This window comes from Leisingera sp. S2M4 (assembly GCF_055398055.1).
Genome location: NZ_AP040861.1, coordinates 172938 through 196892, shown reverse-complemented (window position 1 = coordinate 196892; position 23955 = coordinate 172938). Strand labels below are relative to the sequence as shown.

The window sequence follows — 23955 nt, the reverse complement described above, 5'->3', positions numbered from 1 at the left end:
CGAAATCCGCGATGCTTCGGGCGGCTGGTGCGCAAACGGCAACAATGCCGGGTTTCCGCCACAAAATGGTCCGCGATGGCCCCGTTTGCTTGGCAACAACCCGGTAGAGTTTTCAGGGTGGTATCACCCAAGGGCGCGGGAAAGGAACGCGGATGCTGGATTGGCTGATGAAGAACAGGCAAGGCCCGACCGACCTCTTGAACGGCAGCGGTTTTCCGATGGTCCCTGTTGCAGAGGGCGGTTTGCTTGCGGGCACGCATGTGGCATCGAACCTCGGATGGCGTCCGGTGGAGGCCCTGACGCCAGGCGACAAGGTCTTGACCTTTGACCATGGCATGCAGGTCATTGCGGAGCTGCACCGGGAAACCATTGCGGTCCCGTCGGGGCATCTGAGCGATTTTCGCTGCCCGCTGTACGTTCCGCGTGATGCGCTGATGAACCGCGTCCCCCTTTGGCTGATGCCGGATCAGGGGGTGCTGCTGGAGAGTGAGCTGGTCGAGGATGCGCAGGGTGATCCCTTCGCGATTGTGCCCGCCTGTGCGCTGGACGGTTACCGAGGCATCCGCCGCATGCATCCGGGCGGTGAACTGGAATTGGTGATCCCGCGGTTCGCACAGGACCAGGTGATTTACCTGGAGGCAGGCACGCTGGGTTTCACGGCCGCATCGCGCAATCTGATGTGCGGGCGGGTCTTCAACGATGAGAGCGCCTATCGGGTTCTTGCCGCCGATGAAGCGCGCGGTTTGGTGCTGGCGATGATAGCCGAGGAAGACGGCTGGACCAGTGCTGCAACGGTCGCAGGCGCGAGAGACACCCAAGCGCCGTTGATCTGACCAGCACCACGTTTTTCACGGGCGTCCCTATAAAACAGCTGCGGCCAACGATGACGTCGGCCGCAGTTTTTGTATTTCAGTCCGGTTCAGGCCGCGGATTTCTCCGGTGCAAAGCGAGTGTAGAAGCTCTGCCCCTTGTCCGCCATTTCGCGCAGCAGCGCCGGGCAGGTGAAACGCTCGCCGAACTTTTCCGCCAGCGCATCGCAGCGCTCGGCTGCGTAGGGCGTGCCAAGGATATCGAGCCAGCTGAGCGGCCCGCCGGACCAGGGCGCAAAGCCCCAGGCCAGAATGGCGCCCACGTCGCCCTCGCGGATGTCCATCAGCACGCCTTCCTCCAGCGCCCTCACCGCTTCCAGCACCTGCGCGAACATCAGCCGTTCCTGCACTTCGATAAGGTCTGGTTGCTCGGCTGCCAGCGGGTATTTCTCCTGCAGGCCCTTCCAGTACTCGATGCGCTTGCCCTTGTCGTCATACTCGAAGAAGCCGGCATTGGCCTTGCGCCCCAGACGGCCCTGTTCTTCCATCCAGAAGATCAGATCATCCGCCGGGCTTTCCGGATAAGCATCGCCCATTGCCGCCTTGGTGGCGCGGGCAATCTTCGCGCCCAGATCGATCGAGGTCTCATCGGTCAGCTGCACCGGCCCCACCGGGAAGCCCAGCTGGCGGGCAGCATTGTCGATCAGCACCGGCGAGACACCCTCGGTGATCATCCGCATGCCCTCGTTGATGTAGGGGATGATGCAGCGGTTGGCGTAGAAGAAACGCGCATCGTTCACAACAATCGGCGTCTTGCGGATCTGGCGCACGTAATCCAGCGCCTTGGCGACGGCCCGGTCACCGGTTTCGCGGCCCTTGATGATCTCCACCAGGAACATCTTCTCGACCGGCGAGAAGAAGTGGATGCCGATGAACTGTTCCGGACGGCTGGAGGCCTTGGCCAATTCGGTGATCGGCAGGGTGGAGGTGTTGGAGGCGAAGATGCAGTCCTCGGGGATGATCGCCTCGACCTTTTGGGTCATCTCGGCCTTCACGCCCGGGTCCTCGAACACCGCTTCGATGATCAGGTCACAGCCTTTCAGCGCCTCCAGATCCGCCGTTGCGGTGATCTGGCCGAGCAGGGCTTCCTTCTTCTCCTCGGTTGCCTTGCCGCGCTTGATGCCCTTGTCCATGTAGGCGGCCGAATAGGCTTTGCCCTTGTCGGCGGCTGCCTGGTCCCGGTCGATCAGCACCACTTCCATGCCCGCCTGAGCCGAGACCAGTGCGATGCCTGCGCCCATCATGCCGGCACCCAGCACACCGATCTTCTTCACCGACTGGTCTGGCACGTCCTTGGGGCGCACCGCACCTTTCTCCAGCGCCTGCTTGTTGAGGAACAGCGAGCGGATCATCGCGGAGGAGGAGGGGTTCATCAGCACATGGGTGAACCAGCGTGCTTCGATCTTCAAGGCGGTGTCGAAATCGACCAGCGCGCCCTCGTAGATCGATGACAGCAGCGCCTTGGCCGCCGGGAAGGCGCCTTGCGTCTTGCCGTGGACCATTGCGGAGGCTCCGACAAAGGTCATGAAACCCGCCGGATGATACGGCGCGCCGCCGGGCATCTTGTAGCCCTTGGCATCCCACGGCTTCACCAGGTCGGCGGGTTTGGCGTTCAGAACCCATTCTTTGGCCGCGGCCAGCGGATCCTCGGCAACGGCGTCGATCAGCTGCGCGCCCTTGGCTTTCTTCGGGTCCATCATCTTGCCTTCGAGCAGCACCGGGGCTGCCGCCATCGCGCCCACCATGCGCGAATAGCGCGTGGTGCCGCCGCCGCCCGGGAAGATGCCGATCATGATTTCCGGCAGGCCGATCTTGGCCTTCGGGTTGTCGGTCATCACCCGGTGGTGGCAGGCGAGCGCGATCTCGGTGCCGATGCCGGCGCAGGTGCCGTTGATGGCGCAGGCCACCGGCTTGCCGCCCTTCTTGGTTTTCGGGTCCATGCCTGCGAGTTCGAGTTTACGCAGGATGCGGTGGCCGCTCATGGTGAAGTCGAACAGGCCCTGTGCGGGGTTCTCGCCGGACTCCTCGCGGATCGTCGCCAGCACGTTCAGGTCCATGCCGCCGGCAAAGTCCTTCTTGCCGGAGGTGATCACGATGCCCTTCACGTTCTCGTCTTCCAGCGCCCGGTCGACATATTGCTCCACCAGGCCAAAGGCCTCGCGGGTGAGCACGTTCATGGACTTGCCTTCGGCGTCCCAGGTGATGATGGCGACGCCGTCGGCGTCCACGTCATATTTGAAATCGGTCATTCTTGGTGTCTCCAACCCTGTTCAGGTGAGGCTTTGGCGCTTACACGCGCTCGATGATGGTGGCGGCACCCATGCCGGACGCGATGCAGAGCGTGGCGAGGCCGCATTCCTTGTCCTGACGCTCCAGCTCGTCCAGGAGCGTGCCGATGATGATCGCGCCGGTGGCGCCCAGCGGGTGGCCCATGGCGATGGATCCGCCGTTCACGTTGACCAGCTCCGGATCGACGTTAAAGGCCTGCTGGAAGCGCAACACGACGGAGGCGAAGGCTTCGTTCACCTCGAACAGGTCGATGTCGCCGATCTTCATGCCGGTGTCGGCCAGGATCTTTTCGGTCACCGGCACCGGGCCGGTCAGCATGATGGTCGGATCGGTGCCGATCTTGGCGGTCGCCTTAATGCGCGCGCGGGGCTTCAGGCCGTGGCGTTCGCCAAATTCCTTGTTACCGATCAAGAGCGCAGCAGCGCCGTCGACAATGCCGGAGGAGTTGCCCGCGTGGTGGATGTGGTTGATCCGCTCCAGATGCGGGTATTTCAGCATCGCCACCTTGTCGAAGCCGGGCATCTGCTCGCCCATCATCTGGAACGCCGGGTTCAGCGAGCCGAGCGTCTGCATGTCGGTGCCGGGGCGCATGTATTCGTCATGGTCCAGGATCGGCAGGCCGTTCTGGTCGCGCACGGTGATGACCGATTTCTCGAAACGCTTTTCCTCCCAGGCCTTGGCGGCGCGGCGCTGGGATTCCATCGCCAGCGCGTCCGCCTGCTCGCGGGTGAAGCCGTACTCGGTTGCGATGATATCGGCCGAGATGCCCTGCGGCACGAAATAGGTCTCCATCGCGAGGCTCGGGTCCACGGCAATTGCCGCGCCGTCCGAGCCCATGGCAACCCGGCCCATCATCTCGACGCCGCCCGCGATATAGGCGTCGCCCGCACCGCCCTTCACCTGGTTCGCTGCCAGGTTCACGGCTTCCATGCCGCTCGCACAGAAGCGATTGATGGCGAGGCCCGGAATGCGTTCGTCAAGGTCCGAGGCGAGCACGGCAGAGCGCGCCAGGCAGCCGCCCTGTTCCATCACCTGGGTCACGTTGCCCCAGATCACGTCCTCGACGGCGTGGCCTTCGAGGTTGTTGCGCTCCTTCACCGCGTTCAGCGTGAGGGCGGAGAGGCGCACCGAGGTCACCTCGTGCAAGGAGCCGTCCTTGCGGCCCTTGCCGCGCGGCGTGCGCAGGGCGTCATAGATATAAGCTTCGGTCATTTTGGTCTCCTCAAGTCCGGTCCGACGGTTTGCCGGGCATCAGGTCGTAGGGGTGTTTCCAGCCGGGCAGGGCGCTGATGCGGTCCAGCCAGGCGTCGATATGGGGCCAATCGGCCCGGTCGAAGCCGAAGGGCTCGGGGTAAAACAGGTAGCCGCAGCAGGTCAGATCGGCGTTGGTGAGGCCATTGCCCACGATCCACTCGCGGCCCTCCAGATGCGCATTTAGCGTCTTGAACGCGGCGCGCAGTCGGCCTTGCAGGAAGGCAATCACCTCCTGCGGACGCTTGTTCTCGGGGATGAAGTTCATCAGGAAGCGTGTCATGCCGGCCTGGCTGGACAGTTTGTGGTTGTCCCACAGGACCCAGCGCAGAACTTCGTATTTGTCTTCCGGCGCGCCGCCGAACTTGCCGGTCTTGTCCGAGATATACTGCTGGATCGCGCCCGACTGCGACAGCCGCAGATCGCCGTCCACCAGCACCGGCGCTTCGCCCATCACGTTGAAATCGCGGTACACGGGCGAGCGCGCGGCGCCGCCGAAGAAGTCGACGAAGACCGGCTCCCAGGCAAGCCCGGAGAGTTCCAGCGCCAAGGCTGCCTTGTAAGAATGGCCGCTTTCGCCGAAGCAATGCAGTTCTATTGTCATGTGTTGCTCCCTGTATCGGATGGCGGAGCGGGGGTTTCAAACCCCCGCGCCCCCGTGGAGTATTTTTGGAAAGATGATGGGGCGTTAACCCCAGTCTGCGCGCGGTGTGCTACCCTGATCCCGCGGTACAGGCTGGAGAGCCGATGGCCGTGAAAGGTGAAGTCGTCCCTGCCCATTTGGCGAAGGCTTGGGGGCAGGGACACTGCCGTTGCTTCATCTTTCCCCAAATACTCAAAATCCATCACCAGCCTCCCGTGGTGCCGCCGCGGCTCCTGCACCTACAGCGACCGCGCAATCAGCTCCTTCATAATCTCGTTGGTGCCGCCGTAGATCCGCTGCACGCGGGCGTCGGCCCACATCTCGCCCACGGCGTATTCCTGCATGTAGCCGTAGCCGCCGTGCAGCTGCAGGCATTCATCCAGCACTTCTCCTTGCGTGTCGGTGATCCAGTATTTCGCCATCGCCGCCTTCTCAACGCTCAAGCGGCCCTCTAGGTGCTCGGCGATGCATTCGTCGAGGAAGGCGCGCGCCACCTTGGTCTTGGTCAGGCATTCGGCCAGCTTGAAGCGGGTGTTCTGGAATTGCAGGATCGGCCCGCCGAAGGCTTCGCGCTCCTTGCAGTAGGCGATCGTGCGCTCCACTGCGCCCTCCATCGCGCCAACCGCGCCGCAGGCGATGATCAGGCGTTCCTGCGGCAGCTGCTGCATCATCTGGTAAAAGCCCTGGCCCTCGGCGCCGCCGAGGATGTTCTCCGGCGCCACTTCCACGTTGTCGAAGAACAGTTCGGAAGTGTCGGCCGCGTGGCAGCCGATCTTGTCGAGGTTGCGGCCGCGGCTGAAGCCCCCGGCGCCGTCGGTTTCCACCGCCAACAGCGACACGCCCTTGGCGCCAGCCGAAGGGTCAGTCTTGGCGGCGACCAGGATCAGGTTCGCGTGCTGGCCATTGGTGATGAAGGTCTTCTGGCCGCTCAGCCTGTAGGCGTTGCCATCCTTGACCGCCTTGGTCTTGATCGCCTGCACGTCGGAGCCGGTCGAAGGCTCGGTCATCGCCAGCGCGCCGACGAGCTCGCCGGTCACCATCTTGGGCAGCCAGCGCGCCTTCTGCTCCTCGGTGCCATAGGCGAGGATGTAATGCGCAACGATGCCGGAGTGGATGCCGTGGCCCCAGCTTGCCAGGTTGGCGCGGCTGCCTTCCATCAGGATCACAGCTTCATGGCCGAAATCGCCGCCCGCGCCGCCGAAATCCTCCGGCACCGAAGGGCAGAGGAGGCCTAGCTCCCCGGCTTGTTGCCAGGTCTCGCGGTCCATCATGCCTTGCTTGCGCCAAGTCTCGAACTTCGGCGCCCATTCGTTGGTGATGAACTGGGCGGTCATCTCGGCAAGCATCTGATGCTCTTCCGTCGTCCATGCGGACTGGCTACTGGTCATCGCTCTCTCCCCGTGCTTCCCCGCGGTGGGGTTTACTTCTTGCGGCTTTCCAGCTCGGCATTAAACAGCCGCAACCGGTGGGTCAGGTTGTCATGGTTTGTAACGCTGTCGAAATTCTCAAACAGGAAGGACAGCGCCTCGCCCTCGTCCAGACCGGCTTTGTGCGCGAAGCTTTTCAGTCGCCGATACCCATCTTCCGTCATGGCGATGGGGAGGCGTCGGGTCAGGCGGAAGCGCTTGGGCATGGTTTGATCCTTAGCGTTTTGAGCGGCATCGGCGGCGCGGGCAGGGTGCGCCGCGCGGGCGCACCCCGGCTGTCTCAGAAGGCTTCTGCGTCCAGCGCCATCACAACATCGGCACCGCTTTCGATCCGGGCCAGGTGAAGCTTGGTCGCCGGCAGGCGTCGGGCCATGTAATACCGCCCGGTGGCCAGCTTTGTCTCATAGAACGCCGCGTCAGCGGCCCCAGCGTCAAGCTTTTCCTGAGCCGCCTTGCCCATGCGGGCCCACATCAGGCCAAGGCAGACATGCCCGAACAGGTGCATGAAGTCGTAAGACCCTGCCAGTGCCTGGTTGGGATCCTTCATGCCGTTCTGCATGAAGAACATGCCCGCCGCCTGCAGGTCCTTGGAGGCTGCCTGCAGTGGTTTGATGAAGTCCTTGGTGTAGTCCTCGGAAATATCTTTGTTTTCCTGACAGAAGGTTTTGACCATGTCGAAGAAGGCAAGAACGTATTTGCCACCGTGCTGGCCCAGCTTGCGGCCCACCAGGTCCAGCGCCTGAACGCCATTGGCGCCCTCGTAGATCATCGCAATGCGGGCGTCGCGGGTGTATTGCGACATGCCCCATTCCTCGATGTAGCCGTGGCCGCCATAGACCTGCTGCGCCAGCACCGTCATGTCGTAGCCCTGATCAGTCAGGAAGCCCTTGATCACCGGCGTCATCAAGGAGATCAGCCCGTCGGCATCCTTGTCGTCGGCGCGGTGCGCCTGGTCGATCAGGGTGGCGCCCCACAGAAGGAAGGCGCGCGCGCCCTCGGCAAAGCTCTTCTGATCCATCAGCGAGCGGCGGATGTCGGGATGCACGATCAGCGGATCGGCCGGGCCGTCCGGGTTTTTGGCGCCGGTCACGTCGCGGCCCTGCAGACGGTCCTTGGCGTATTCGACAGCGTTCTGGTAGGCGGCTTCGGCCTGCGCCAGTCCTTGCATGCCGACACCCAGACGGGCCTCGTTCATCATGGTGAACATGGCGCGCATGCCCTTGTGCTCCTCGCCAAGGAGGTAGCCGGTTGCCTCGTCATAGTTCATCACGCAGGTCGAGTTGCCGTGGATGCCCATCTTTTCTTCGATCTTGCCGACCGACACGCCGTTGCGCGCGCCCAGGCTGCCGTCCTCATTCACCAGGAACTTCGGCACGATGAACAGGCTAACCCCCTTGATGCCCTCGGGGCCGCCGGGGATCTTGGCCAGCACCAGGTGCACGATGTTTTCGGCCATGTCGTGATCGCCTGCCGAGATAAAGATCTTCTGGCCGGAAATCTTGAAGCTGCCGTCACCCTGCGGTTCTGCCTTGGTGCGCATCAGGCCCAGATCAGTGCCGCAGTGCGGTTCGGTCAGGTTCATGGTGCCGGTCCATTCGCAGCTGACCATCTTGGGCAAGTATGTTGCCTTCTGTTGGTCGGTGCCATGCGCCAGAATGGCCGAGGCTGCGCCATGGGTCAGGCCCTGGTACATGGTGAACGCCTGGTTCGCGGCCGAGAAGAACTCGCCCACCGCGGTGCCGATCACATAGGGCATGTTCTGGCCGCCGAACTCTTCCGGCATGTCGATGCCGGGCCAGCCACCTTCCTTCACCTGTTCAAAAGCCTCGCGGAAGCCCTTGGGCGTGTGGACAACGCCGTTTTCCAGTCGACAGCCTTCGGTGTCGCCAACCACGTTCAGCGGATGCAGCACGCCGCTGGCGACCTTGCCGGCTTCCTCCAGCACCGCATTGGTGAAATCCGGTTCCAGTTCGGCATAGCCAGGGATGTCGCTTTGCGCGACTTTCAGTACGTCGTGCAGGATGAATTGAGCGTCTTTGGCTGGGGCAGTGTAGGAAGGCATTTTCGTCCTCGTCTTGAATTATGTCTGATGCGGGGAAGGGGCAGGCTGGTTATTCCGCAGCCTTCTTGTCGGCCTTCATGGAGGCGATCATTCGTGCGCCCCAGGCCAGTTGCTCCTTCAAATCTTCAATCGCCTCGGTCAGCTCTTCACGCTGGCGCTCCATGTCGGCCAGGCGTTCCTGGGCAATCTCATAGGTGCGGCTCAGCTGGGTCAGCTGCTGGTCACCCACATGGTAGAGGTCCAGAAGCTGGCGGATCTCCTCCAGGCTGAAGCCGAACCGCTTTCCGCGCAGGATCAGCTTCAACCGGGCGCGGTCGCGCGACGTGAACAGCCGCTTTTGCCCCTCACGGATCGGGAACAAAAGCTCCTTGGCTTCATAGAAACGGAGCGTGCGGGGGGTCACGTCAAAGGCCTCGCACATTTCCCGGATGGTCATGGTTTTATCGGTCATTGTCGTCACTCTTACGGCTGGGTGCGTCTTCAGGCTGGGATCAGCGAAGGCGTCTTGCAAGAGAAACTTGACGTTGACGTAAGTTGTACGTTGCGTCACTCGAGGTCGCTTCGCGGCAATAGCAAAACGTTCGTAAAATTACGCAACGTTCCGAGAGCGGGCGCGTGCGTCACATCGGCTGGAAGGCAGACAAACAGGGGTGTTTAGCCGCGAATCCGCGCGGCTAGGGCAGGTTGTACCCGAACAGACAGACCTGCTGACCGGCGCGAGCCGGTCGGTTTTGAAAAAGACTATTGGAAGGGGGGAAGCCCTGGAGTTGGCTTGCCGCCGCCTATTTCAGCAGCGCCCTTGTCGCTTCGCGCAGGTCAGCCAATTCGGTGATGGCCTCGTCGATCTGCTCGCGTTGCTTCTTCAATTCCACCAGCTGCCGGTCTGCCATCTCGATAAAGGCTTGGTTCTGAACGTCATTGCCCTGTTCTTCGTAGATCAGCAGCCATTGGCGGATCTCCTCCAGGGGAAAGCCGAACTTGCGCCCGCGCATGATCAGCTTCATGCGTGCCCGTTCGCGAGGGCCGTAGAACCGGGCGCGGCCTTCGCGGTCCGGCTGCAAGAGTTCGATGTATTCGTAATAGCGCAGCGTTCGCGGAGTGACGTCGAACTCGGCGCACATTTCTTTGAATGACAGTCTGTTGTCGCTCATCCTGCTTCTCCCTTGCGGGGAACCTATGCACTTGCAGCAATCAGTGCAAGCGCCTGCTGCGCGCCCTTGCGCTTTGCCGGATGCGCGGCCAAAGATGGTGAAACGATTTTAGGGGAGCATAACCATGGCGGATCAGACCCGGCTCGCGCGGCAATTCATCGAAGCCATTCCCCATGCCCGGCAGTTGGGCATGACGCTGACGCAGATCGGCGACGGCACCGCCGAGATCCGCATGCCCTATGATGACAAGCTGATCGGCGATCCGGCCACCGGGGTCATTCACGGGGGTGCGGTCTCGGCGCTGATGGACACCTGCTGCGGTGCCGCGGTGATGAGCCATCCGGCAGCACCCGGCGGCACCGCGACGATCGATCTGCGCATCGACTACATGCGTCCGGCGACACCGGGCCATGCCATCACCACCCGTGCCACCTGTCATCACATCACCCGATCGGTTGCCTTTGTCCGCGCCGTCGCGATGGATGAGGACGAGGATCGTCCCGTGGCCACCGCCTCCGGTGCCTTTACCGTGGAGGACAAGTTTTGAGCCGCCCCCGTCCCGAACCCATCCAGGTCATCAAGCAACGGCGCGATATGGCGCTGTCGGCGCTGGTCGACTCCGTGCCTTACATCCGCTTTCTGAACGTCACCTTCGATCGCCGCGGCGATGAGTTGACGGCGCAGTTGAACTACGATGACAAACTCATCGGCAACCCGTTCCTGCCGGCGATCCATGGTGGCGTGACTGCCGCCTTCCTCGAGATCACGGCCGTCATCACCCTGAACTGGTCGCACCTTTGGCCGCGGATCGAATCCGGAGATCTGGACCCGGCGGAAATGGCGTTGGGGACCTTGCCGAGACAGCCGAAAACCATCGACTTCACGGTGGACTATCTGCGTTCTGGCTTGCCGCGGGATGCCTATGCGCGGGCGCGGGTCAACCGCTCGGGACGCCGGTATGCGTCGGTTCATGTCGAAGCCTGGCAGGATCACAAAGACAAGTTGTTTGCCCAGGCCACCGGCCACTTTCTGATGCCGCAGGATACGGACGCCGCCGACTGAACCGCAGATGGCAGAGACGCAGGCCGAGATCACCCACAGCCGGGTGCTGAAAATCGCGCTGCCCATCGTGCTGTCCAATGTAACGGTGCCCATCCTTGGCGCGGTGGATACTGGCGTTGTTGGGCAAATGGGGGCTGCGGCACCAATTGGCGCGGTTGGGATCGGCGCGGTCGTGCTGTCCTCGATCTACTGGGTTTTCGGGTTCCTGAGGATGGGAACCACTGGGCTCGCCGCCCAGGCACGAGGGGCCGGGGACGATGCGGAAACGGGCGCATTGCTGATGCGCGGCCTGATGCTCGGCCTCGCCGCGGGGGTGGCCTTCATCCTGTGTCAGGTGGCAGTGTTCTGGGCGGCCTTTTCGCTCGCCCCGGCGAGCGATGACGTCGAAGCGCTGGCGCGTGGCTACCTCGAAATTCGGATCTGGGGCGCGCCCGCGACCATCGCGCTTTACGCCGTGACAGGCTGGCTGATCGCGGTGGAGCGCACCCGGGGTGTCTTCGTATTGCAGGTCTGGATGAACGGGCTGAACATCCTGTTGGATCTGTGGTTCGTGTTGGGGCTGGGCTGGGGAGTCGAGGGGGTGGCCCTGGCCACCTTGATTGCCGAATGGAGCGGTCTGGCCCTCGGGCTCTACCTGTGCCGAGATGCCTTTGGCGGTAGCCAATGGCGTGACTGGGGGCGCGTGTTCGACCGGGCGCGACTGCGACGGATGATGCAGGTGAATGCGGACATCATGTTGCGTTCTGTGTTGTTGACCGGATCCTTTACCACTTTCCTGTTCATCAGCTCCGGCGTGGGAGACGTGAACCTTGCAGCCAATCAGATCCTTTTGCAGTTCTTGTCGGTGACGGCATTCGGCCTTGATGGGTTCGCCTTTGCGGCTGAGGCGCTCGTGGGCTCCGCGGTGGGGGCCAAATGCCGGGCAGAGCTGCGCCGCGCCGCGATTGTTGCCGGGCAGTGGAGCCTTGGCGGTGCGCTGCTTCTGGGGCTGGGGTTCGCGGTGGCCGGACCCGCGGTCATTGATGTCATGACCACGGCCCCTGCGGTGCGCGAGGCCGGGCGGGCCTATTTGGTCTGGGTGGTCGTTGCCCCGGTGCTGAGTGTTGGAAGCTACATGTTCGATGGCATCTTTATCGGCGCCACCTGGACCCGGGACATGCGCAACGCCATGATACAGTCGGTGGTGGCCTATGTCGTGGCCCTGGCCGTTCTGGTGCCGGTCTTCGGCAACCACGGGCTTTGGGCGGCGCTGATGGTCCTGAACCTGGCCCGAGGGATCACGCTGGGTCTACGCTACCCCAAGTTGGAGGCACGGGTCGCCGTGTGAGCAGGCGTGGAGGCAGCCGGAACCCGGCTGCCGTGCACAGCGCCGTGCCTTGGCGGGCGCGGTCACAGAAGGGCTTCGAGTGCTTCAGTTGGGCGACCGATCACCGCCTTGGCACCTTTGATCGCAATCGGGCGTTCTATCAGGATCGGATGCTCCGCCATCGCTTGCAGCAGGGTGTCCTCAGGCGTGTCCGCGTGCAGTCCCAGTTCCCTGAACACCGCTTCACCGCGGCGCATCATCTGCAGGGCAGGCACTCCAAGCGCCGATTGAACGGCCAAAAGTTCGTCCACGGATGGCGGTTCCTTCAGGTAGAGGCGAAGTGAGGTCTCGACACCACGATCTTCCAGCAGTTTCAGGCCAGCACGGGATTTCGAGCAACGGGGATTGTGCCAATAGGTGATCATAGCCAGTCTTTCCGTTTTGTTCCAACCGCTTGGGCGACGTTGTCAAAGCCGTCCCGTTCCAGCAGCCTGTCCAGCCCAGTGGCAATTTCGCCCGCCAATGACAGTCCGCCATAGACCATCGCGGTATAGAACTGCACCGCCGATGCACCTGCGCAGATCTTGGCGTAGGCCTGCTCAGCCGTGCTGATGCCGCCGACACCGATCAGCGGTACCTTGCCATCCAGCAATTCCGACAACTGCGCCAGAACCCGGGTGGACGCTTCGAACAACGGCGCGCCGGAAAGCCCGCCTGCCTCGGCCTTGTGGGGGCTGCGCAAACCGTCGCGGGCCAAGGTGGTATTGGTGGCAATGACAGCGTCAATGCCGCTCTCCAGTGCGACGGCAGCAATGTCCTCGATCCCCGCACGGTCGAGATCCGGTGCGATCTTGAGGAACACCGGCACCCGGCGGCCAAGACCATTGCGCGTGTCAATCACCCCGGCCAGCAGCGCTGACAGCGCTTCCCTGCCTTGCAGATCCCGCAGCTTTTCGGTGTTGGGCGAGGAAACATTGACCGTGGCAAAATCAAGATGCGCACCACAGTGGGCGAGAACACGGGCAAAATCCGCAGCGCGGTCTTCACTGTCCTTGTTGGCACCCAGGTTCAACCCGATCACCGCAACGCGTGGCCGTTGTGACAACCGGGCGCCAATCACCTCCATGCCTTCGTTGTTGAAGCCGAAGCGGTTGATCGCGGCGCGGTCCTCCGTCAGACGGAACAACCTTGGCTTGGGATTGCCGGGCTGTGGACGCGGGGTGGCGGCGCCGACTTCGATGAAGCCAAACCCGGCTGTGGACAGGGGCGCCAATGCCTCGGCGTTCTTGTCAAACCCGGCGGCCAGTCCAACCGGATTGGGCAGGGAAATCCCGGCCAGGGAAGTCTGCAAACGCGGCGAGGTCACCGGCCCAGGTGTGGGCGTCAGCCCCAGCTTGAGCGCCTTGATCGATGCACCATGGGCCGTTTCGGGATCCAGCCGATGCAGCGCGGAAAGCCCCAGCTTTTCAACCAGATTCACGCCATTTCCTCCGGAAATTGGTGGACGCCGTCAACCAGCGGCAGCGGTTTGTTCCAGATCACGTCCGACAGTCGGAGTTTGCGGTAGAGGTGAGGGAATTTTGCGCCGCCGCGGGAGACTTCCCATTTGAGGTCATCCGCCATTCCATTGGTATCACAGGCCAGCAGTACCAGCCCCTCTGCTCCCGCGAAATGCTTGGCGGCCGTTTCTGCCGCTTGGTCAGCAGTGGAAAAATGAACATATCCATCGCTCACGTCGATTGGCGCGCCTTGGGTCTCGCCGTCGGCTTGCAGGGCGGCCCATTCGTCCGCGCGGAAAATCTTGTAGATCAGCATGGTCGCGTGATGCCCTGCGAAGGGCGCTAAATCAAGGGGGAGCTGGCCTCATGCGGGCACGGATCGTGTCCCCGCCGCGCGGTGCGCGACGTGCAGGCAACGCTTCGGAACGTTCGGGCAAAAGTCGCGCAAGGTCGGTTTTCCCCTTTGACGGATTGCGGATTTGAGCGCACGATCACTCCAAAACATAACAACGGGAGTAAATTGTATGACTGGAAAATTTCTTACGTCGGTTGCAGTGCTTGCGCTGACTGCCGGTGCCGCCGCGGCGGAATTCAAACTGACCATCCTGCACACCAACGACATTCACAGCCGGATCGAGTCGATCAACAAATATGACTCCACCTGCGGCGCGGAGGACGAGGCCGAGGGCAAGTGCTTTGGCGGCGTGGCGCGGATCATGACCAAGGTCACCGAGCGCCGGGCGGCGCTGGAGGGGCAGAACGTGCTGTTGCTGGATGCGGGGGATCCATTCCAGGGCTCGCTGTTCTACACCACTTACAAGGGGGCGGCAGAGGCCGAGTTCATGGAGGCGATCGGCTACGATGCGATGGCGGTCGGCAACCACGAATTCGATGACGGCCCGGCCGGGCTGGAGAAATTCGTCGATGCCGTTTCCTTCCCGGTCATTTCGGGCAACCTCGATCTCACCTCGGAACCGGCGCTGAAGGGCAAGGTTGGAAACCACGTTGTACTGGAGGTCGGGGGCGAGAAGATCGGCATCATCTCCGCCTTGGCCACTGACACGGTCGAGACGTCCTCGCCGGGGCCGAATGTGGTGTTCCAGGATGAAATCGAAAGCCTGCAGGCCGATGTTGCAGCGCTAGAGGCCGAAGGCGTCAACAAGATCATCGTGCTGACCCATGTGGGTTTGCCGAAGGATCTGGAGATCGCGGAGAAGGTGGAAGGGATCGACGTGGTGGTTGGCGGCCATTCTCATACGCTGCTGTCCAACACCTCCGACAAGGCCGCCGGGCCGTATCCGACGATGGCTGGCGATGTTCCGGTCGTGCAGGCCTACGCCTATTCGAAGTATCTGGGCGAACTGACGGTGACCTTCGATGATGCCGGCAACGTGACCGCCGCCGAGGGAGAGCCGATCCTTTTGGACGCCTCGGTGACACCAGATGCCGACATCGCGGCGCGTGTCGCGGAAATGGGAGCGCCGATCGAGGAAATGAAGACCCGCGTGGTGGCCGAGACCACCGAGGCGGTCGAGGGATCACGCGAGGCCTGCCGGTCGGGTGAATGTGCGATGGGCAATCTGGTGGCTGACGCCATGCTGGCGCGCGTCAAGGATCAGGGCGTGACCATTGCTTTCCAGAACGGCGGTGGTTTGCGTGCCTCGATCGACCAGGGTGAGGTGACCATGGGCGAAGTGCTCTCGGTGCTGCCGTTCCAGAACACGCTGTCGACCTTCCAGGTCACTGGTCAGACCTTGATCGACGCATTGGAAAACGGCGTCAGCCAGATCGAGGATGGCGCTGGCCGTTTCCCGCAGGTGGCGGGTATGAAATTCGCCTTTGATGCGTCGAAAGAGGCCGGTGCACGGGTGTCCGACGTGATGGTCAAGGATGGTGAAACCTGGACCGAGATCGACCCGGCCAAGACCTACAGCGTGGTCTCCAACAACTATGTTCGCAATGGTGGCGACGGCTACAAGATGTTCGCAGGCGACGACAAAAACGCCTATGACTTCGGCCCGGACCTTGCGGATGTGGTGGCGGAGTATCTCGCCGAGGTTGGCCCCTACAGCCCCTACACGGACGGGCGCATCGTCGCAAAATAGGCGTCTGGCTTTGCCCCGGTGTTGGGTAGATCAACGCCGGGGCGACTGCCCAAACCGGGTTCGGATCACTGCTCGCGAGATCGGGGGCGTCGCGGCGCACTGGGGGACCGAAGCTCTGCTGATGCGCCATTGCAGCGGCCTTTTGGCGTGACTATCATTCCGATATGGACCACCCGCTGATCGATCTGATAAACGCCCGCATCGAAGCCGCCGAGAAGGACGGGGCGTTCGACAATTTGTCGGGGGCGGGCAAGCCACTGCCGACCTCGGACGATCCGGAAAATGAAATACTGAACCGGCTGGTCCGTGAAAGTGGCGGTGTCCCGGAATTCATCAGCCTGTCCCGAGAGTTGCAGCGCCTGCGCCAGGACTTGCGTGAGGCCGGAGACCGAAGCCGCCGTCAGGAGATTCTGAAAGAGATCTCCATGATGGATGCGCGGTTGGAATTGGCACGCAAGGCCTACGCCAAATAGCATTGAGACAGGCGCAGGCCGTCTCAAACGGCGCAAACCGGCAAAGAGGGAGCCTGTGATGTGCGGACGATTTGCCATAACCACGCCCAGCGATGCGATGGCGCAGCTATTTTCCGCGCAGCCCAGCAACGATCTGCCCAAAGTTCCGAACTACAACGTGTGTCCAACCAACCCTGTGCATGTGGTGCAATCCGCTGAGAGTGGGCGGCGGCTGGTTTCGATGCGCTGGGGCTTCCTGCCGCATTGGTATGGCAGCCCGAGCGACGGTCCTTTGCTGATCAACGCCCGCGCAGAAACCCTCGCGCAGAAGCCTGCCTTTGCCGAGGCCTGCCGTCAGCGCCGTTGCCTCGTTCCCGCCAGCGGCTTCTTTGAATGGACCAAGGCCGATGACGGCAGTCGCCAGCCCTGGTATTTTCAGCGTCGTGACGGGGGGATCCTGGCCTTCGCGGCGATCTGGCAGAGCTGGGGCGGCGAGACTGAGGCCATTCAGACCTGCGCGATCGTTACCACCGCTGCGAACGAACATGTCGCGGCAATTCACCACCGGATGCCGCTGGTGCTGGAACCGGATGTCTGGGCGAAATGGCTCGGCGAGGAAGGCCATGGCGCCGCCAGCCTGATGCAGCCCGCTGCGGAGGACATCCTGCGCTACCATCCGGTGGACCCGCAGGTGAATTCAAACCGGGCAGAAGGGGAAGCGTTGATCGAGCCCTTCCACGCCGCGGACACCCCGCCGGGGCGGTTGCTATGAAACCGATACTGGTTTGTCAGAGCGCTAGGTCAGGTCGCCGGACTGGTTCTCGGGCAGGTCGCGCTGCGGCGCACGGCTGAGTTCATTCGCAGCGAGGGTCGCCTTTTGCAGAAGGCTGATGAACTGCTCGCGCTCTTCCGCGTTCAACCCGGACAGGAAGCGTGTCTGCGCAGCCTTCACGATTGGCAAAACACGGTCCAGCAAGGCGATGCCAGCGTCGGTGAGCCGCACTTCGCGGGCCCGCCTGTCCACGGACGAAATCTGTCGGGCCACAAGCCCCTTGTCGACCAGCCTGTCCACGACCTTGCCCAGTGTCGCCCGGTCGTAGGCGACCAGACCAGCCACCGTGGCTTGGTCGATCCCCGGATGGCGGCGGATCGCGGCCATTGCCGAGAACTGCACAGGCGTCAGGTCAATGTCTTCCTCGGCCATGCGGTCCATGAACTGGGCAACGGAAATCTGGTGCAGGCGCCGGATCAGATGGCCGGGCAGAGCGTGAATATCCAGGGGGTCAGTGTCCAGTGCGTCGGTGTCCATCGCGGCATTTTCCCGATTACGGCCCGCGGATGCGTCCGCGGCGCAGTGGTTTTCGTGATTTCTCCTGCCATAGCGCCCGTCGCGCGCAGGGTGCAAGGTTTATTGCCACGAAGCGATCAATTGCCGCTTCCCCCACGCGGGATCGCGGATTACACCGGTGGCATGGCGCTGACTTTCACATCATTGCAAGACTTTTATGCCCATGGGTTCGATACGGTGATCGACGTGCGCAGCCCTGCCGAACACGCCGAGGACCATGTTCCGGGTGCCATCAACCTTCCCGTGCTGAACAACGAGGAGCGCGCGCGGGTCGGCACCATTTACGTTCAGGACAGCCCTTTCAAGGCGCGCAAACTTGGCGCGGCATTGGTGTTTCGCAACACCGCTGACCACATCGAGCGCAGTCTCAGCCACCACGAAGGCGGGTGGAAGCCATTGGTCTACTGTTGGCGTGGCGGGCAGCGGTCGGGTTCGTTTACCTGGATGCTGCAGCAGATTGGCTGGCGGGCAGAGGTCGTGGCCGGAGGCTATCAAAGCTATCGTCGGCTGGTGCATCAGGCGATGTATGAAACCGAGCTGCCGCATCGACTGGTTCTGCTGGACGGGTACACCGGCTCGGCCAAGACAGAAATCCTGAAGCGCGCGGGCGCGCTTGGCGTGCAGGTTCTGGATCTTGAAGGGCTTGCCAATCACCGAGGGTCACTGTTGGGCGAGCGGTCCACACCGCAGCCATCGCAGAAAGCGTTTGAATCGGCCGTGGCCGGGGCGTTGATGCAGCTGGATCCCGCACGTCCCATCCTGGTCGAGGCGGAATCCAACAAGATTGGCCAACGCATCCTCCCGCCGACCCTTTGGGAGGCCATGAAGAAGTCCCCCCGGGTGGAAATTCATGCGCCAGTGGAGGCGCGCAGCAGCTATCTGGTTCGCGCCTATGACGACATCTTGTCGGATGCGGACCGCCTGCGCGAAAAACTGGCGCCGCTGCGTGCGCATCGATCCGGGGCCGTGGTGGATGGCTGGTTCAAATGCATTTCGGCCGGGGACCGTGCCGGTTTGACCCAAGCGCTGATGGTCGAGCATTACGACCCGGCCTACCGCAAGTCGCGGGCGGCGATCGGGGCAAAGGTGCTGGCGCGCTTTGACACGGACAGGTTGGACGATACGGGGTTGGACGAGACCGCGCGGAAAGTGGCGGAGCTTTTGGCGGCGCAGTGAGGCGCCTCTCGGCTGATCTCGCCTCCCGGTCTCAAGAGTATTCTGGACCGTTGCGATCAGGGATTTCCCTCGCTCAAGGTGATCGCGCCGGCAACAGAATTGGTCCGGCCGATGATTTCCGCCGGGTATCCCGCGTCCTGCAACTGGCTGAGAAGCGCCGGGGCGTCGGATGCGGGCACGGCTGCCAGCAGGCCGCCGGCAGTTTGCGGGTCGAACAGCAGTTCTTTCCAGCCGCGCGTCACCAGTTCGGGGGTGGCCCCTTGATTTGCGCCGAAAAGAGAAGAGCGGATCCCGGCTTCAGCCAAAGTCTTGGCTCCCTGCATCAGGGGAACTTGGCCGGTGAACACCTCTGCACCAACAGATGAGGCCTCGCAGATGCCTAGAAGATGGCCTATCAGGCCAAAGCCCGTCACATCGGTCATTGCATGGCACGCAGGCCTCAAGATCTGAGAGGCGATGTCTTGTGGTTGGCACATCTGCTGCCACGCGCTGGCCACCCAGGCGCCATTTGCCTTGCCGGCCATCTCGGCGGCCATCAGCACCCCGGAGCCGATCGGCTTGGTCAGGATCAGGGCGTCACCGGGGCGGCTGCCTGTGAGCGTGATGGGCGCTTTGGGGCAGAGACCGGTCACGGTGAAACCGATCGTCAACTCATCCCCGATCGAGGTATGACCGCCCACAATCGCGGCACCTGCCGAGGTAAAGACGTCGCTGGCGACCTCCATGATTTCAGCCAGGCTGCGGGTCTGAAGCTCCGGTGACATGCGGGGGAGGATGACGTTCACAGTCGCCGCTTGCGGTTCGGCGCCCATGGCCCAAATGTCTCCCAGTGCATGCACCGCCGAGATCCGGGTCATCATCGCAGGGTCAGTGCAGAAGCTGCGAAGATGATCTGTCGATATCACTTGTTGGGCCCCGCCAGTAGTCAACAGTGCTGCGTCATCACCGGGCAATGAGGTGATGTCCTCCCGTTCCGCTGTCTTGATGCCGCCCAGGGCGGACCACAGAGCACCGCGACCAACCTTGGCGCCGCACCCTCCGCACAATGGCTTGTCTCCCAAGGCTTCCGCCATGCCAACAGTATGCTCGGCAGGCAGTTCCGGCGGCTCCATGGTTGGCGGCTCGCGGAATTGTTCCATGAAGCTCTGGTCAATCCGGTTCTTCCATCGCCACATCAATGGTCCGCTGAAGCTGCGGCCGAAGCGCTCGGCCAAGGCCTGACGTTCCCCCAGAGAGACGAGTTTCAAGTAGTCCTTTTGCGGATGATATGTGCGCAGCGGGTCGCCCGTCAGGCTGGCCCGCAAGTTGTGAAATAGGACGGGGGCCTGGCGCACGGCGTACACCCCGGCCTTGGGGCGAGGTGCGTGATCCATGTGGGCACAATCGCCGACTGCAAACAGATTGGCAGCCGAACTTTGCAACGTCGGGCCTACGCGGATGAACCCGTCCTGCAGGTCCAATCCGCTGTTTTCCAGCCAGCCGTAGGGCAGGGCACCCGCGGCCCCGGTGGTGAAGTCCGACAGGATCTCGCGGCCGTCCTGCAACCGGATGTGATCTTTCTCGATCCGCGCGACCGAGGCGTATTCCTCCAACCGCACACCCAGAGTGCTCATGGCGCGCCGCAGGGTCTGCCGAGCTTGGTCATTGACAGTCGCCAGCGCCCTGTCGCTGTCGATCAACGTCGCCTGCGCAAGTCGCCCTCGGGATTTCAAGGCATGCGCCATCGCCAGGACAAGCTCCGTTCCAGCAATGCCGCCACCGATCACTGCCACATGTGCGGGGCGGCTCTCTTCGCGGAACGTTTGCCAACGGGCTGCAAACTCATCCAGGGGTTTCGCCGGGGTCGCATGGTCGGCAAAGCCCGGCAGGTCGGGCATGTCCGAGGTGATCCCGATGTCGATGGAAGCGACATCATAGGCAATTGGCGCGCGTCCCCGCACATGCACGCGTTGCTGCACCGTGTCGATATGCTCCGCGGCCCCCAATATAATGCGGGAGCCGGCAAATCGTGCGAGTCGGACGAGATCTATGTCCAGCTCCTCGCGGCGATAATGACCTGCAACAAACCCGGGCAGCATTCCCGAGTAGGGCGCGCAAGGCCCGGGGTTGATCAGGGTCAGCCGGGCGCCGGGCAAGGGTTTCATCGCCCATTTGCGCAGCACCAGCGCATGGCTATGGCCGCCGCCGATCAGCACCAGGTCGCGGGTCAGGGGCAGAGGTGGGGCGTGCATGGCGGGCTCAGTCCCTCTGTGCTGCGGGCCTCAGAGATCTGCGGGATCTGCTGCGGCGTTGCGGCGTTCCTCGTCTTCGGGGGTGTCATGGGTCGCCCAATGATCGTCTTCCCCGGCGGCGGGCATGGTTTCGCGGGTCTCCTGCCGGTGGATATGGACCTTTGCGATGAAATGAGCAGTGATCGGCGCGGTCAGGAACAAAAACAGCGTGATCATCAGCTCATGCATCGAGAAGTATTCGCCAAAGGCCGCCGCGTTCAGCATTGACGCCAACAGCACACCGCCCACACCCAGAGTGGTGGCCTTTGTGGGGGCGTGCAAACGGGACATCGGGTCGTCGAGCTTGAGCAGCCCGAAGGAGCCGACGATGCCGAAAATGCCAGCGATCACCAGAAAGGCTGAAACCAGAAATTCAAACAGGCTGTCCATGTCCGCCCCTCACTCGATGATGTTTCCGCGCAGGATAAAGCGCGCATAAGCCACTGTGGACACGAAGCCGAGCATCGCGATGATCATGGCAGCCTCGAAGAAAATCGCGCTCCCCAGCGCCAGACCATAAAGCACCATCAGGGCGATCGCGTTGATGAACATGGTATCCAGCGCCAGAATGCGGTCGGCGACATCGGGCGCCGTGACGATCTTCCAGAGGTTCATCAACAGCGCCAGCGCGAAACAGCCAAAGGCGAAATAGGTGGCAATTCCGATCATTCGAAGATCTCCCTCAGGCGGCGTTCGTAGCGCTCCTTGATTTCGTCACGCACCGCTTCCGGATTTGGCGCATCAAGGCAGTGGACAAGCAGCGTGTGGCCTTCGTCCGAGACATCTGCCGACAGTGTCCCGGGGGTCATGGTGATGGTCCCCGCAAGGGCGGTGATCGCTTCGGGCGTTTTCAGGTCCAGCGGAATGGTGATCCAGTTGGGGCGGCGTTCGCCGTTGGGTTTGAACAAGACGATGCGGGCAACGATGATATTGGCCTGCACGATGTCCGCCAGAACCACCAGAACATATTCAATCACCTTCAAGGGGCGGCTCAGCCGCGGGCGGTTCGGCCAATAGGCCTGGGTCAGAAAGGGGATCAGTATCCCCAGTCCCAAGCCGAACAAGAGCGAGTTCAGCGACCAGCCGTTGACCAGCAAAAGCCACGTTACGGTCAGCAGCAGGGTGAGCAGCGGGTGCGGAAACAGGCGGCGAAACAAGGTCATTCGGCCTCCGTGCCAAGTACGGTTTCGATATAGGCCGTCGGCGTGAAGAGTTGCGCAGCTGTGGCCTCGGCATAACGGGTTGCCGGTCCGGCAAAGACTGTCAGCACCACCAGTCCGAACAGCAGGCCAAAGCAGGCAACGAAGGGCAGCTGGGCAACAGGTGCGGCCACAGCGGGCACTTCCCCCGGTTCATCCGCGGTTTCCTGCGGTAAGCCGTGCCCCTTCCAAAACAGTTGCGAGCCTGCGCGCGCCATCCCCAGGATGGTGATGAGAGAGCCCACCAGGATGACGCCCCAGATCCAGGTCGCCATCGTGTTGTTTCGGGTGGCGTCCAGCACCAGAAGCTTGCCCAGGAAACCCGACAGCGGCGGCATCCCTGCCAGCGCGATGGCCGCGGCAAAGAACAGCGCCGAGATCAATCCGGTTTGCGGCATCGGCAACTGGGGCAGGATCCAGCGTCCCTGGCGCTCGATGACCAGATCCGCGACCAGGAACAGAAGTGCGGCCGCCAGGGTAGAATGGACCAGATAATAGAGCGCGGCAGCCGTGGCAGCAGGGGTGAACAGCGAGATCGCAATCAGCAATGTCCCCATGGAGGAGATCGCGCCGAACGCCGCAAGGCGCCCCAGCTTGCGCGAGCCCAGCACACCGATTGCCCCGGCGAGAAGGGTCAGCAGCGCCGCGGGCAGGAGCCAGCTTTGCGTCAGCCCATTGGTCGCCTCGACCTCTGGACCGAACACCAGCGTGTAGATCCGCAGGATCGAATAGGCACCGACCTTTGTCATGATGGCAAAAAGTGCGGCGACCGGCATCGGCGCGTTGGCATAGGCGGAGGGCAACCAGAAGTGCAACGGCAGCAGGGCCGCCTTGATTGCGAAGACCAGCAACAGGAGCACTGCGGCGACGCGCAGCAAGGCGGTTTCCTCGGCAGGGATCTGGGCGACCTTCACGGCGAGGTCGGCCATATTCAGCGTGCCCGTCACGGCATAGAGCGTGCCAAGTGCAAACAGGAACAGGGTGGACCCAAGGAGGTTGAAAACAACGTATTGCACGCCCGCCTGAAAGCGGCGGGTGCCCCCGGAGTGGATCATCAGGCCGTAAGACGCGATGAGGAGGACTTCGAAAAATACGAAAAGGTTGAAGGCGTCGCCCGTCAGGAAGGCGCCCATGATGCCCATCAGCTGAAATTGGAACAGCGCGTGAAAGTTGCTGCCGCGGGTGTCCCAGCCGGACCCGATCGCGTAGAGCAGAACTGGCAATGCCAGCAGGGCGGTCAGCACGATCATCATGCCGGACAGACGATCCAGAACCAGTACGATGCCAAAGGGGGCGGGCCAGTCACCCAGCTCGTAGACGTAAACGCTGCCGTCGGCGGCCTTCGCCGCCAGTGTCAACGAGATCGCGGCCAGCAAAACGGCGCTGGCGACCGAGAAAATTCGCTGCAGGTCGATGTGGTGGCGCACCGCCATGATGATGAAGGGCGCCACCAGGGCCGGCAGCACAACCGGGGCAATCAGCAAGTGGTCCATCATGCGTCGCCTCCGGATCCCTCGGGTTCTGCGTTGAGGGCGGTACGATCATCGCGCGACGACAGATAGGCGCCAAGCGCAATCATCACCACCACCGCGGTCATGCCAAAGGAGATTACGATCGCGGTCAGCACCAGCGCCTGCGGCAAGGGATCCGTGTACAGAACCTCCTCGTATTTGTTGAGGATCGGTGGCGCGCCGGACATCAGGCGTCCTGAGGCGAACAGAAACACGTTGACTGCATAGGTCAGCAGCGACAGGCCCAGGATCACCGGGAAACTGCGGCGACGCAGGATCAGATAGATACCGGCCGCGGTCAGGATGCCCACGGCCGAGGCGACGAGAAGTTCCAT

26 protein-coding genes are annotated in these 23955 nt (G+C 62.6%); 8 read left to right on the top strand and 18 right to left on the bottom strand.

Features of this window, described 5'->3' with window-relative positions:
* Nucleotides 1-152: 152 nt before the first annotated feature.
* Nucleotides 153-833, top strand: coding sequence for a Hint domain-containing protein (locus ACZ52D_RS01015; protein WP_464442229.1), 681 nt, complete (start codon nt 153-155; stop codon nt 831-833).
* 86 nt (nt 834-919) lie between these two features.
* Here the strand turns inward: ACZ52D_RS01015 and ACZ52D_RS01010 are convergent, their stop codons facing one another.
* The 8 genes from ACZ52D_RS01010 to ACZ52D_RS00975 all read right to left on the bottom strand — a co-directional run bounded on the left by ACZ52D_RS01010 (nt 920) and on the right by ACZ52D_RS00975 (nt 9692).
* Complete coding sequence (locus tag ACZ52D_RS01010; protein WP_464442228.1) at nt 920-3118, bottom strand: 3-hydroxyacyl-CoA dehydrogenase NAD-binding domain-containing protein; 2199 nt, start codon at nt 3116-3118, stop codon at nt 920-922.
* A 40-nt stretch (nt 3119-3158) separates the two neighbouring features.
* Nucleotides 3159-4370 (bottom strand): acetyl-CoA C-acetyltransferase, encoded by a 1212-nt coding sequence (locus ACZ52D_RS01005; RefSeq protein WP_464442226.1) that lies wholly within the window; start codon nt 4368-4370, stop codon nt 3159-3161.
* A gap of 10 nt (nt 4371-4380) precedes the next feature.
* A complete protein-coding gene (locus ACZ52D_RS01000; protein ID WP_464442224.1) occupies nt 4381-5013 on the bottom strand; it encodes a glutathione S-transferase family protein in 633 nt (210 codons plus the stop codon).
* A 278-nt stretch (nt 5014-5291) separates the two neighbouring features.
* Nucleotides 5292-6440 (bottom strand): acyl-CoA dehydrogenase family protein, encoded by a 1149-nt coding sequence (locus ACZ52D_RS00995; protein ID WP_464442222.1) that lies wholly within the window; start codon nt 6438-6440, stop codon nt 5292-5294.
* Nucleotides 6441-6472: 32 nt separating this feature from the next.
* Complete coding sequence (locus ACZ52D_RS00990; protein ID WP_464442220.1) at nt 6473-6685, bottom strand: hypothetical protein; 213 nt, start codon at nt 6683-6685, stop codon at nt 6473-6475.
* 74 nt (nt 6686-6759) lie between these two features.
* Nucleotides 6760-8541 carry an acyl-CoA dehydrogenase C-terminal domain-containing protein gene (locus ACZ52D_RS00985; RefSeq protein WP_464442219.1) on the bottom strand — a complete coding sequence of 594 codons (1782 nt, stop codon included), beginning with the start codon at nt 8539-8541 and terminating at the stop codon, nt 6760-6762.
* Between the two features lie 49 nt (nt 8542-8590).
* A complete protein-coding gene (locus tag ACZ52D_RS00980; RefSeq protein WP_222453792.1) occupies nt 8591-8992 on the bottom strand; it encodes a MerR family transcriptional regulator in 402 nt (133 codons plus the stop codon).
* A gap of 331 nt (nt 8993-9323) precedes the next feature.
* Complete coding sequence (locus ACZ52D_RS00975) at nt 9324-9692, bottom strand: MerR family transcriptional regulator (RefSeq protein WP_369927427.1); 369 nt, start codon at nt 9690-9692, stop codon at nt 9324-9326.
* 124 nt (nt 9693-9816) lie between these two features.
* Here ACZ52D_RS00975 and ACZ52D_RS00970 point away from each other — a divergent pair, with 124 nt between their 5' ends.
* From ACZ52D_RS00970 to ACZ52D_RS00960, 3 genes are read left to right on the top strand one after another with little or no spacing between them, the layout of a single operon-like run.
* On the top strand, nt 9817-10239 hold the full coding sequence (locus ACZ52D_RS00970) for a PaaI family thioesterase (protein ID WP_222453790.1): 423 nt from the start codon (nt 9817-9819) through the stop codon (nt 10237-10239).
* Nucleotides 10236-10754 carry a PaaI family thioesterase gene (locus tag ACZ52D_RS00965; RefSeq protein WP_464442217.1) on the top strand — a complete coding sequence of 173 codons (519 nt, stop codon included), beginning with the start codon at nt 10236-10238 and terminating at the stop codon, nt 10752-10754. Before ACZ52D_RS00970 ends, ACZ52D_RS00965 begins: the two co-directional genes overlap by 4 nt.
* Before the next feature lie 7 nt (nt 10755-10761).
* Nucleotides 10762-12081: an MATE family efflux transporter gene (locus ACZ52D_RS00960; RefSeq protein WP_464442215.1), complete on the top strand. Its 1320-nt coding sequence runs from the start codon at nt 10762-10764 to the stop codon at nt 12079-12081.
* 62 nt (nt 12082-12143) lie between these two features.
* On the opposite strand, the gene arsC is transcribed toward ACZ52D_RS00960, so the two are convergent.
* The 3 genes from arsC to ACZ52D_RS00945 are packed head-to-tail and all read right to left on the bottom strand — an operon-like array spanning nt 12144 to nt 13875.
* Nucleotides 12144-12485 carry an arsenate reductase (glutaredoxin) gene (gene arsC, locus ACZ52D_RS00955; protein WP_222453787.1) on the bottom strand — a complete coding sequence of 114 codons (342 nt, stop codon included), beginning with the start codon at nt 12483-12485 and terminating at the stop codon, nt 12144-12146.
* The gene (locus ACZ52D_RS00950; RefSeq protein WP_464442213.1) at nt 12482-13540 is read right to left on the bottom strand and encodes a quinone-dependent dihydroorotate dehydrogenase; all 1059 of its coding nucleotides are present in this window, start codon (nt 13538-13540) and stop codon (nt 12482-12484) included. The genes arsC and ACZ52D_RS00950 overlap by 4 nt, the downstream gene beginning before the upstream one ends.
* Nucleotides 13537-13875 (bottom strand): DUF952 domain-containing protein, encoded by a 339-nt coding sequence (locus tag ACZ52D_RS00945; protein ID WP_464442211.1) that lies wholly within the window; start codon nt 13873-13875, stop codon nt 13537-13539. The genes ACZ52D_RS00950 and ACZ52D_RS00945 overlap by 4 nt, the downstream gene beginning before the upstream one ends.
* A gap of 208 nt (nt 13876-14083) precedes the next feature.
* Between ACZ52D_RS00945 and ACZ52D_RS00940 the strand changes: the two genes are divergently transcribed.
* From ACZ52D_RS00940 to ACZ52D_RS00930, 3 genes are all read left to right on the top strand, one after another.
* Nucleotides 14084-15664 (top strand): bifunctional metallophosphatase/5'-nucleotidase, encoded by a 1581-nt coding sequence (locus tag ACZ52D_RS00940; RefSeq protein WP_464442209.1) that lies wholly within the window; start codon nt 14084-14086, stop codon nt 15662-15664.
* A gap of 164 nt (nt 15665-15828) precedes the next feature.
* Nucleotides 15829-16137 (top strand): DnaJ family domain-containing protein, encoded by a 309-nt coding sequence (locus tag ACZ52D_RS00935; RefSeq protein ID WP_464442207.1) that lies wholly within the window; start codon nt 15829-15831, stop codon nt 16135-16137.
* 58 nt (nt 16138-16195) lie between these two features.
* On the top strand, nt 16196-16888 hold the full coding sequence (locus ACZ52D_RS00930) for an SOS response-associated peptidase (protein ID WP_464442205.1): 693 nt from the start codon (nt 16196-16198) through the stop codon (nt 16886-16888).
* Between the two features lie 24 nt (nt 16889-16912).
* Here the strand turns inward: ACZ52D_RS00930 and ACZ52D_RS00925 are convergent, their stop codons facing one another.
* Nucleotides 16913-17425, bottom strand: a complete 513-nt coding sequence (locus tag ACZ52D_RS00925; protein ID WP_222453781.1) for a MarR family winged helix-turn-helix transcriptional regulator — start codon at nt 17423-17425, stop codon at nt 16913-16915.
* A gap of 162 nt (nt 17426-17587) precedes the next feature.
* Between ACZ52D_RS00925 and mnmH the strand changes: the two genes are divergently transcribed.
* A complete protein-coding gene (mnmH, locus tag ACZ52D_RS00920) occupies nt 17588-18640 on the top strand; it encodes a tRNA 2-selenouridine(34) synthase MnmH (RefSeq protein ID WP_464443151.1) in 1053 nt (350 codons plus the stop codon).
* Nucleotides 18641-18696: 56 nt separating this feature from the next.
* Here the strand turns inward: mnmH and selD are convergent, their stop codons facing one another.
* The 6 genes from selD to ACZ52D_RS00890 are packed head-to-tail and all read right to left on the bottom strand — an operon-like array spanning nt 18697 to nt 23955.
* Nucleotides 18697-20871: a selenide, water dikinase SelD gene (gene selD / locus ACZ52D_RS00915; RefSeq protein ID WP_464442203.1), complete on the bottom strand. Its 2175-nt coding sequence runs from the start codon at nt 20869-20871 to the stop codon at nt 18697-18699.
* A gap of 30 nt (nt 20872-20901) precedes the next feature.
* A complete protein-coding gene (locus ACZ52D_RS00910; RefSeq protein ID WP_222453778.1) occupies nt 20902-21300 on the bottom strand; it encodes a Na+/H+ antiporter subunit G in 399 nt (132 codons plus the stop codon).
* Between the two features lie 9 nt (nt 21301-21309).
* Nucleotides 21310-21579, bottom strand: a complete 270-nt coding sequence (locus tag ACZ52D_RS00905; RefSeq protein WP_222453777.1) for a K+/H+ antiporter subunit F — start codon at nt 21577-21579, stop codon at nt 21310-21312.
* Complete coding sequence (locus ACZ52D_RS00900) at nt 21576-22073, bottom strand: Na+/H+ antiporter subunit E (protein ID WP_464442202.1); 498 nt, start codon at nt 22071-22073, stop codon at nt 21576-21578. The genes ACZ52D_RS00905 and ACZ52D_RS00900 overlap by 4 nt, the downstream gene beginning before the upstream one ends.
* Nucleotides 22070-23602 (bottom strand): monovalent cation/H+ antiporter subunit D, encoded by a 1533-nt coding sequence (locus ACZ52D_RS00895; RefSeq protein WP_464443150.1) that lies wholly within the window; start codon nt 23600-23602, stop codon nt 22070-22072. The genes ACZ52D_RS00900 and ACZ52D_RS00895 overlap by 4 nt, the downstream gene beginning before the upstream one ends.
* Complete coding sequence (locus ACZ52D_RS00890) at nt 23602-23955, bottom strand: Na+/H+ antiporter subunit C (protein ID WP_222453774.1); 354 nt, start codon at nt 23953-23955, stop codon at nt 23602-23604. Before ACZ52D_RS00890 ends, ACZ52D_RS00895 begins: the two co-directional genes overlap by 1 nt.

Excerpts from the sequence above, each read along its gene's own strand:
- ACZ52D_RS00940 (WP_464442209.1), top strand. The coding sequence starts at position 14,084 with ATGACTGGAAAATTTCTTACGTCGGTTGCAGTGCTTGCGCTGACTGCC.
- ACZ52D_RS00935 (WP_464442207.1), top strand. The coding sequence starts at position 15,829 with ATGGACCACCCGCTGATCGATCTGATAAACGCCCGCATCGAAGCCGCC.
- ACZ52D_RS00960 (WP_464442215.1), top strand. The coding sequence starts at position 10,762 with ATGGCAGAGACGCAGGCCGAGATCACCCACAGCCGGGTGCTGAAAATC.
- ACZ52D_RS00905 (WP_222453777.1), bottom strand. The coding sequence starts at position 21,579 with ATGATCGGAATTGCCACCTATTTCGCCTTTGGCTGTTTCGCGCTGGCG.
- ACZ52D_RS00925 (WP_222453781.1), bottom strand. The coding sequence starts at position 17,425 with ATGGACACCGACGCACTGGACACTGACCCCCTGGATATTCACGCTCTG.
- ACZ52D_RS00975 (WP_369927427.1), bottom strand. The coding sequence starts at position 9,692 with ATGAGCGACAACAGACTGTCATTCAAAGAAATGTGCGCCGAGTTCGAC.
- ACZ52D_RS00970 (WP_222453790.1), top strand. The coding sequence starts at position 9,817 with ATGGCGGATCAGACCCGGCTCGCGCGGCAATTCATCGAAGCCATTCCC.
- ACZ52D_RS01005 (WP_464442226.1), bottom strand. The coding sequence starts at position 4,370 with ATGACCGAAGCTTATATCTATGACGCCCTGCGCACGCCGCGCGGCAAG.
- ACZ52D_RS00990 (WP_464442220.1), bottom strand. The coding sequence starts at position 6,685 with ATGCCCAAGCGCTTCCGCCTGACCCGACGCCTCCCCATCGCCATGACG.
- selD (WP_464442203.1), bottom strand. The coding sequence starts at position 20,871 with ATGCACGCCCCACCTCTGCCCCTGACCCGCGACCTGGTGCTGATCGGC.
- ACZ52D_RS00930 (WP_464442205.1), top strand. The coding sequence starts at position 16,196 with ATGTGCGGACGATTTGCCATAACCACGCCCAGCGATGCGATGGCGCAG.
- ACZ52D_RS00980 (WP_222453792.1), bottom strand. The coding sequence starts at position 8,992 with ATGACCGATAAAACCATGACCATCCGGGAAATGTGCGAGGCCTTTGAC.
- arsC (WP_222453787.1), bottom strand. The coding sequence starts at position 12,485 with ATGATCACCTATTGGCACAATCCCCGTTGCTCGAAATCCCGTGCTGGC.
- ACZ52D_RS01000 (WP_464442224.1), bottom strand. The coding sequence starts at position 5,013 with ATGACAATAGAACTGCATTGCTTCGGCGAAAGCGGCCATTCTTACAAG.
- ACZ52D_RS01015 (WP_464442229.1), top strand. The coding sequence starts at position 153 with ATGCTGGATTGGCTGATGAAGAACAGGCAAGGCCCGACCGACCTCTTG.
- ACZ52D_RS00910 (WP_222453778.1), bottom strand. The coding sequence starts at position 21,300 with ATGGACAGCCTGTTTGAATTTCTGGTTTCAGCCTTTCTGGTGATCGCT.
- ACZ52D_RS00945 (WP_464442211.1), bottom strand. The coding sequence starts at position 13,875 with ATGCTGATCTACAAGATTTTCCGCGCGGACGAATGGGCCGCCCTGCAA.
- mnmH (WP_464443151.1), top strand. The coding sequence starts at position 17,588 with ATGGCGCTGACTTTCACATCATTGCAAGACTTTTATGCCCATGGGTTC.
- ACZ52D_RS00890 (WP_222453774.1), bottom strand. The coding sequence starts at position 23,955 with ATGGAACTTCTCGTCGCCTCGGCCGTGGGCATCCTGACCGCGGCCGGT.
- ACZ52D_RS00995 (WP_464442222.1), bottom strand. The coding sequence starts at position 6,440 with ATGACCAGTAGCCAGTCCGCATGGACGACGGAAGAGCATCAGATGCTT.
- ACZ52D_RS00895 (WP_464443150.1), bottom strand. The coding sequence starts at position 23,602 with ATGGACCACTTGCTGATTGCCCCGGTTGTGCTGCCGGCCCTGGTGGCG.
- ACZ52D_RS01010 (WP_464442228.1), bottom strand. The coding sequence starts at position 3,118 with ATGACCGATTTCAAATATGACGTGGACGCCGACGGCGTCGCCATCATC.
- ACZ52D_RS00900 (WP_464442202.1), bottom strand. The coding sequence starts at position 22,073 with ATGACCTTGTTTCGCCGCCTGTTTCCGCACCCGCTGCTCACCCTGCTG.
- ACZ52D_RS00985 (WP_464442219.1), bottom strand. The coding sequence starts at position 8,541 with ATGCCTTCCTACACTGCCCCAGCCAAAGACGCTCAATTCATCCTGCAC.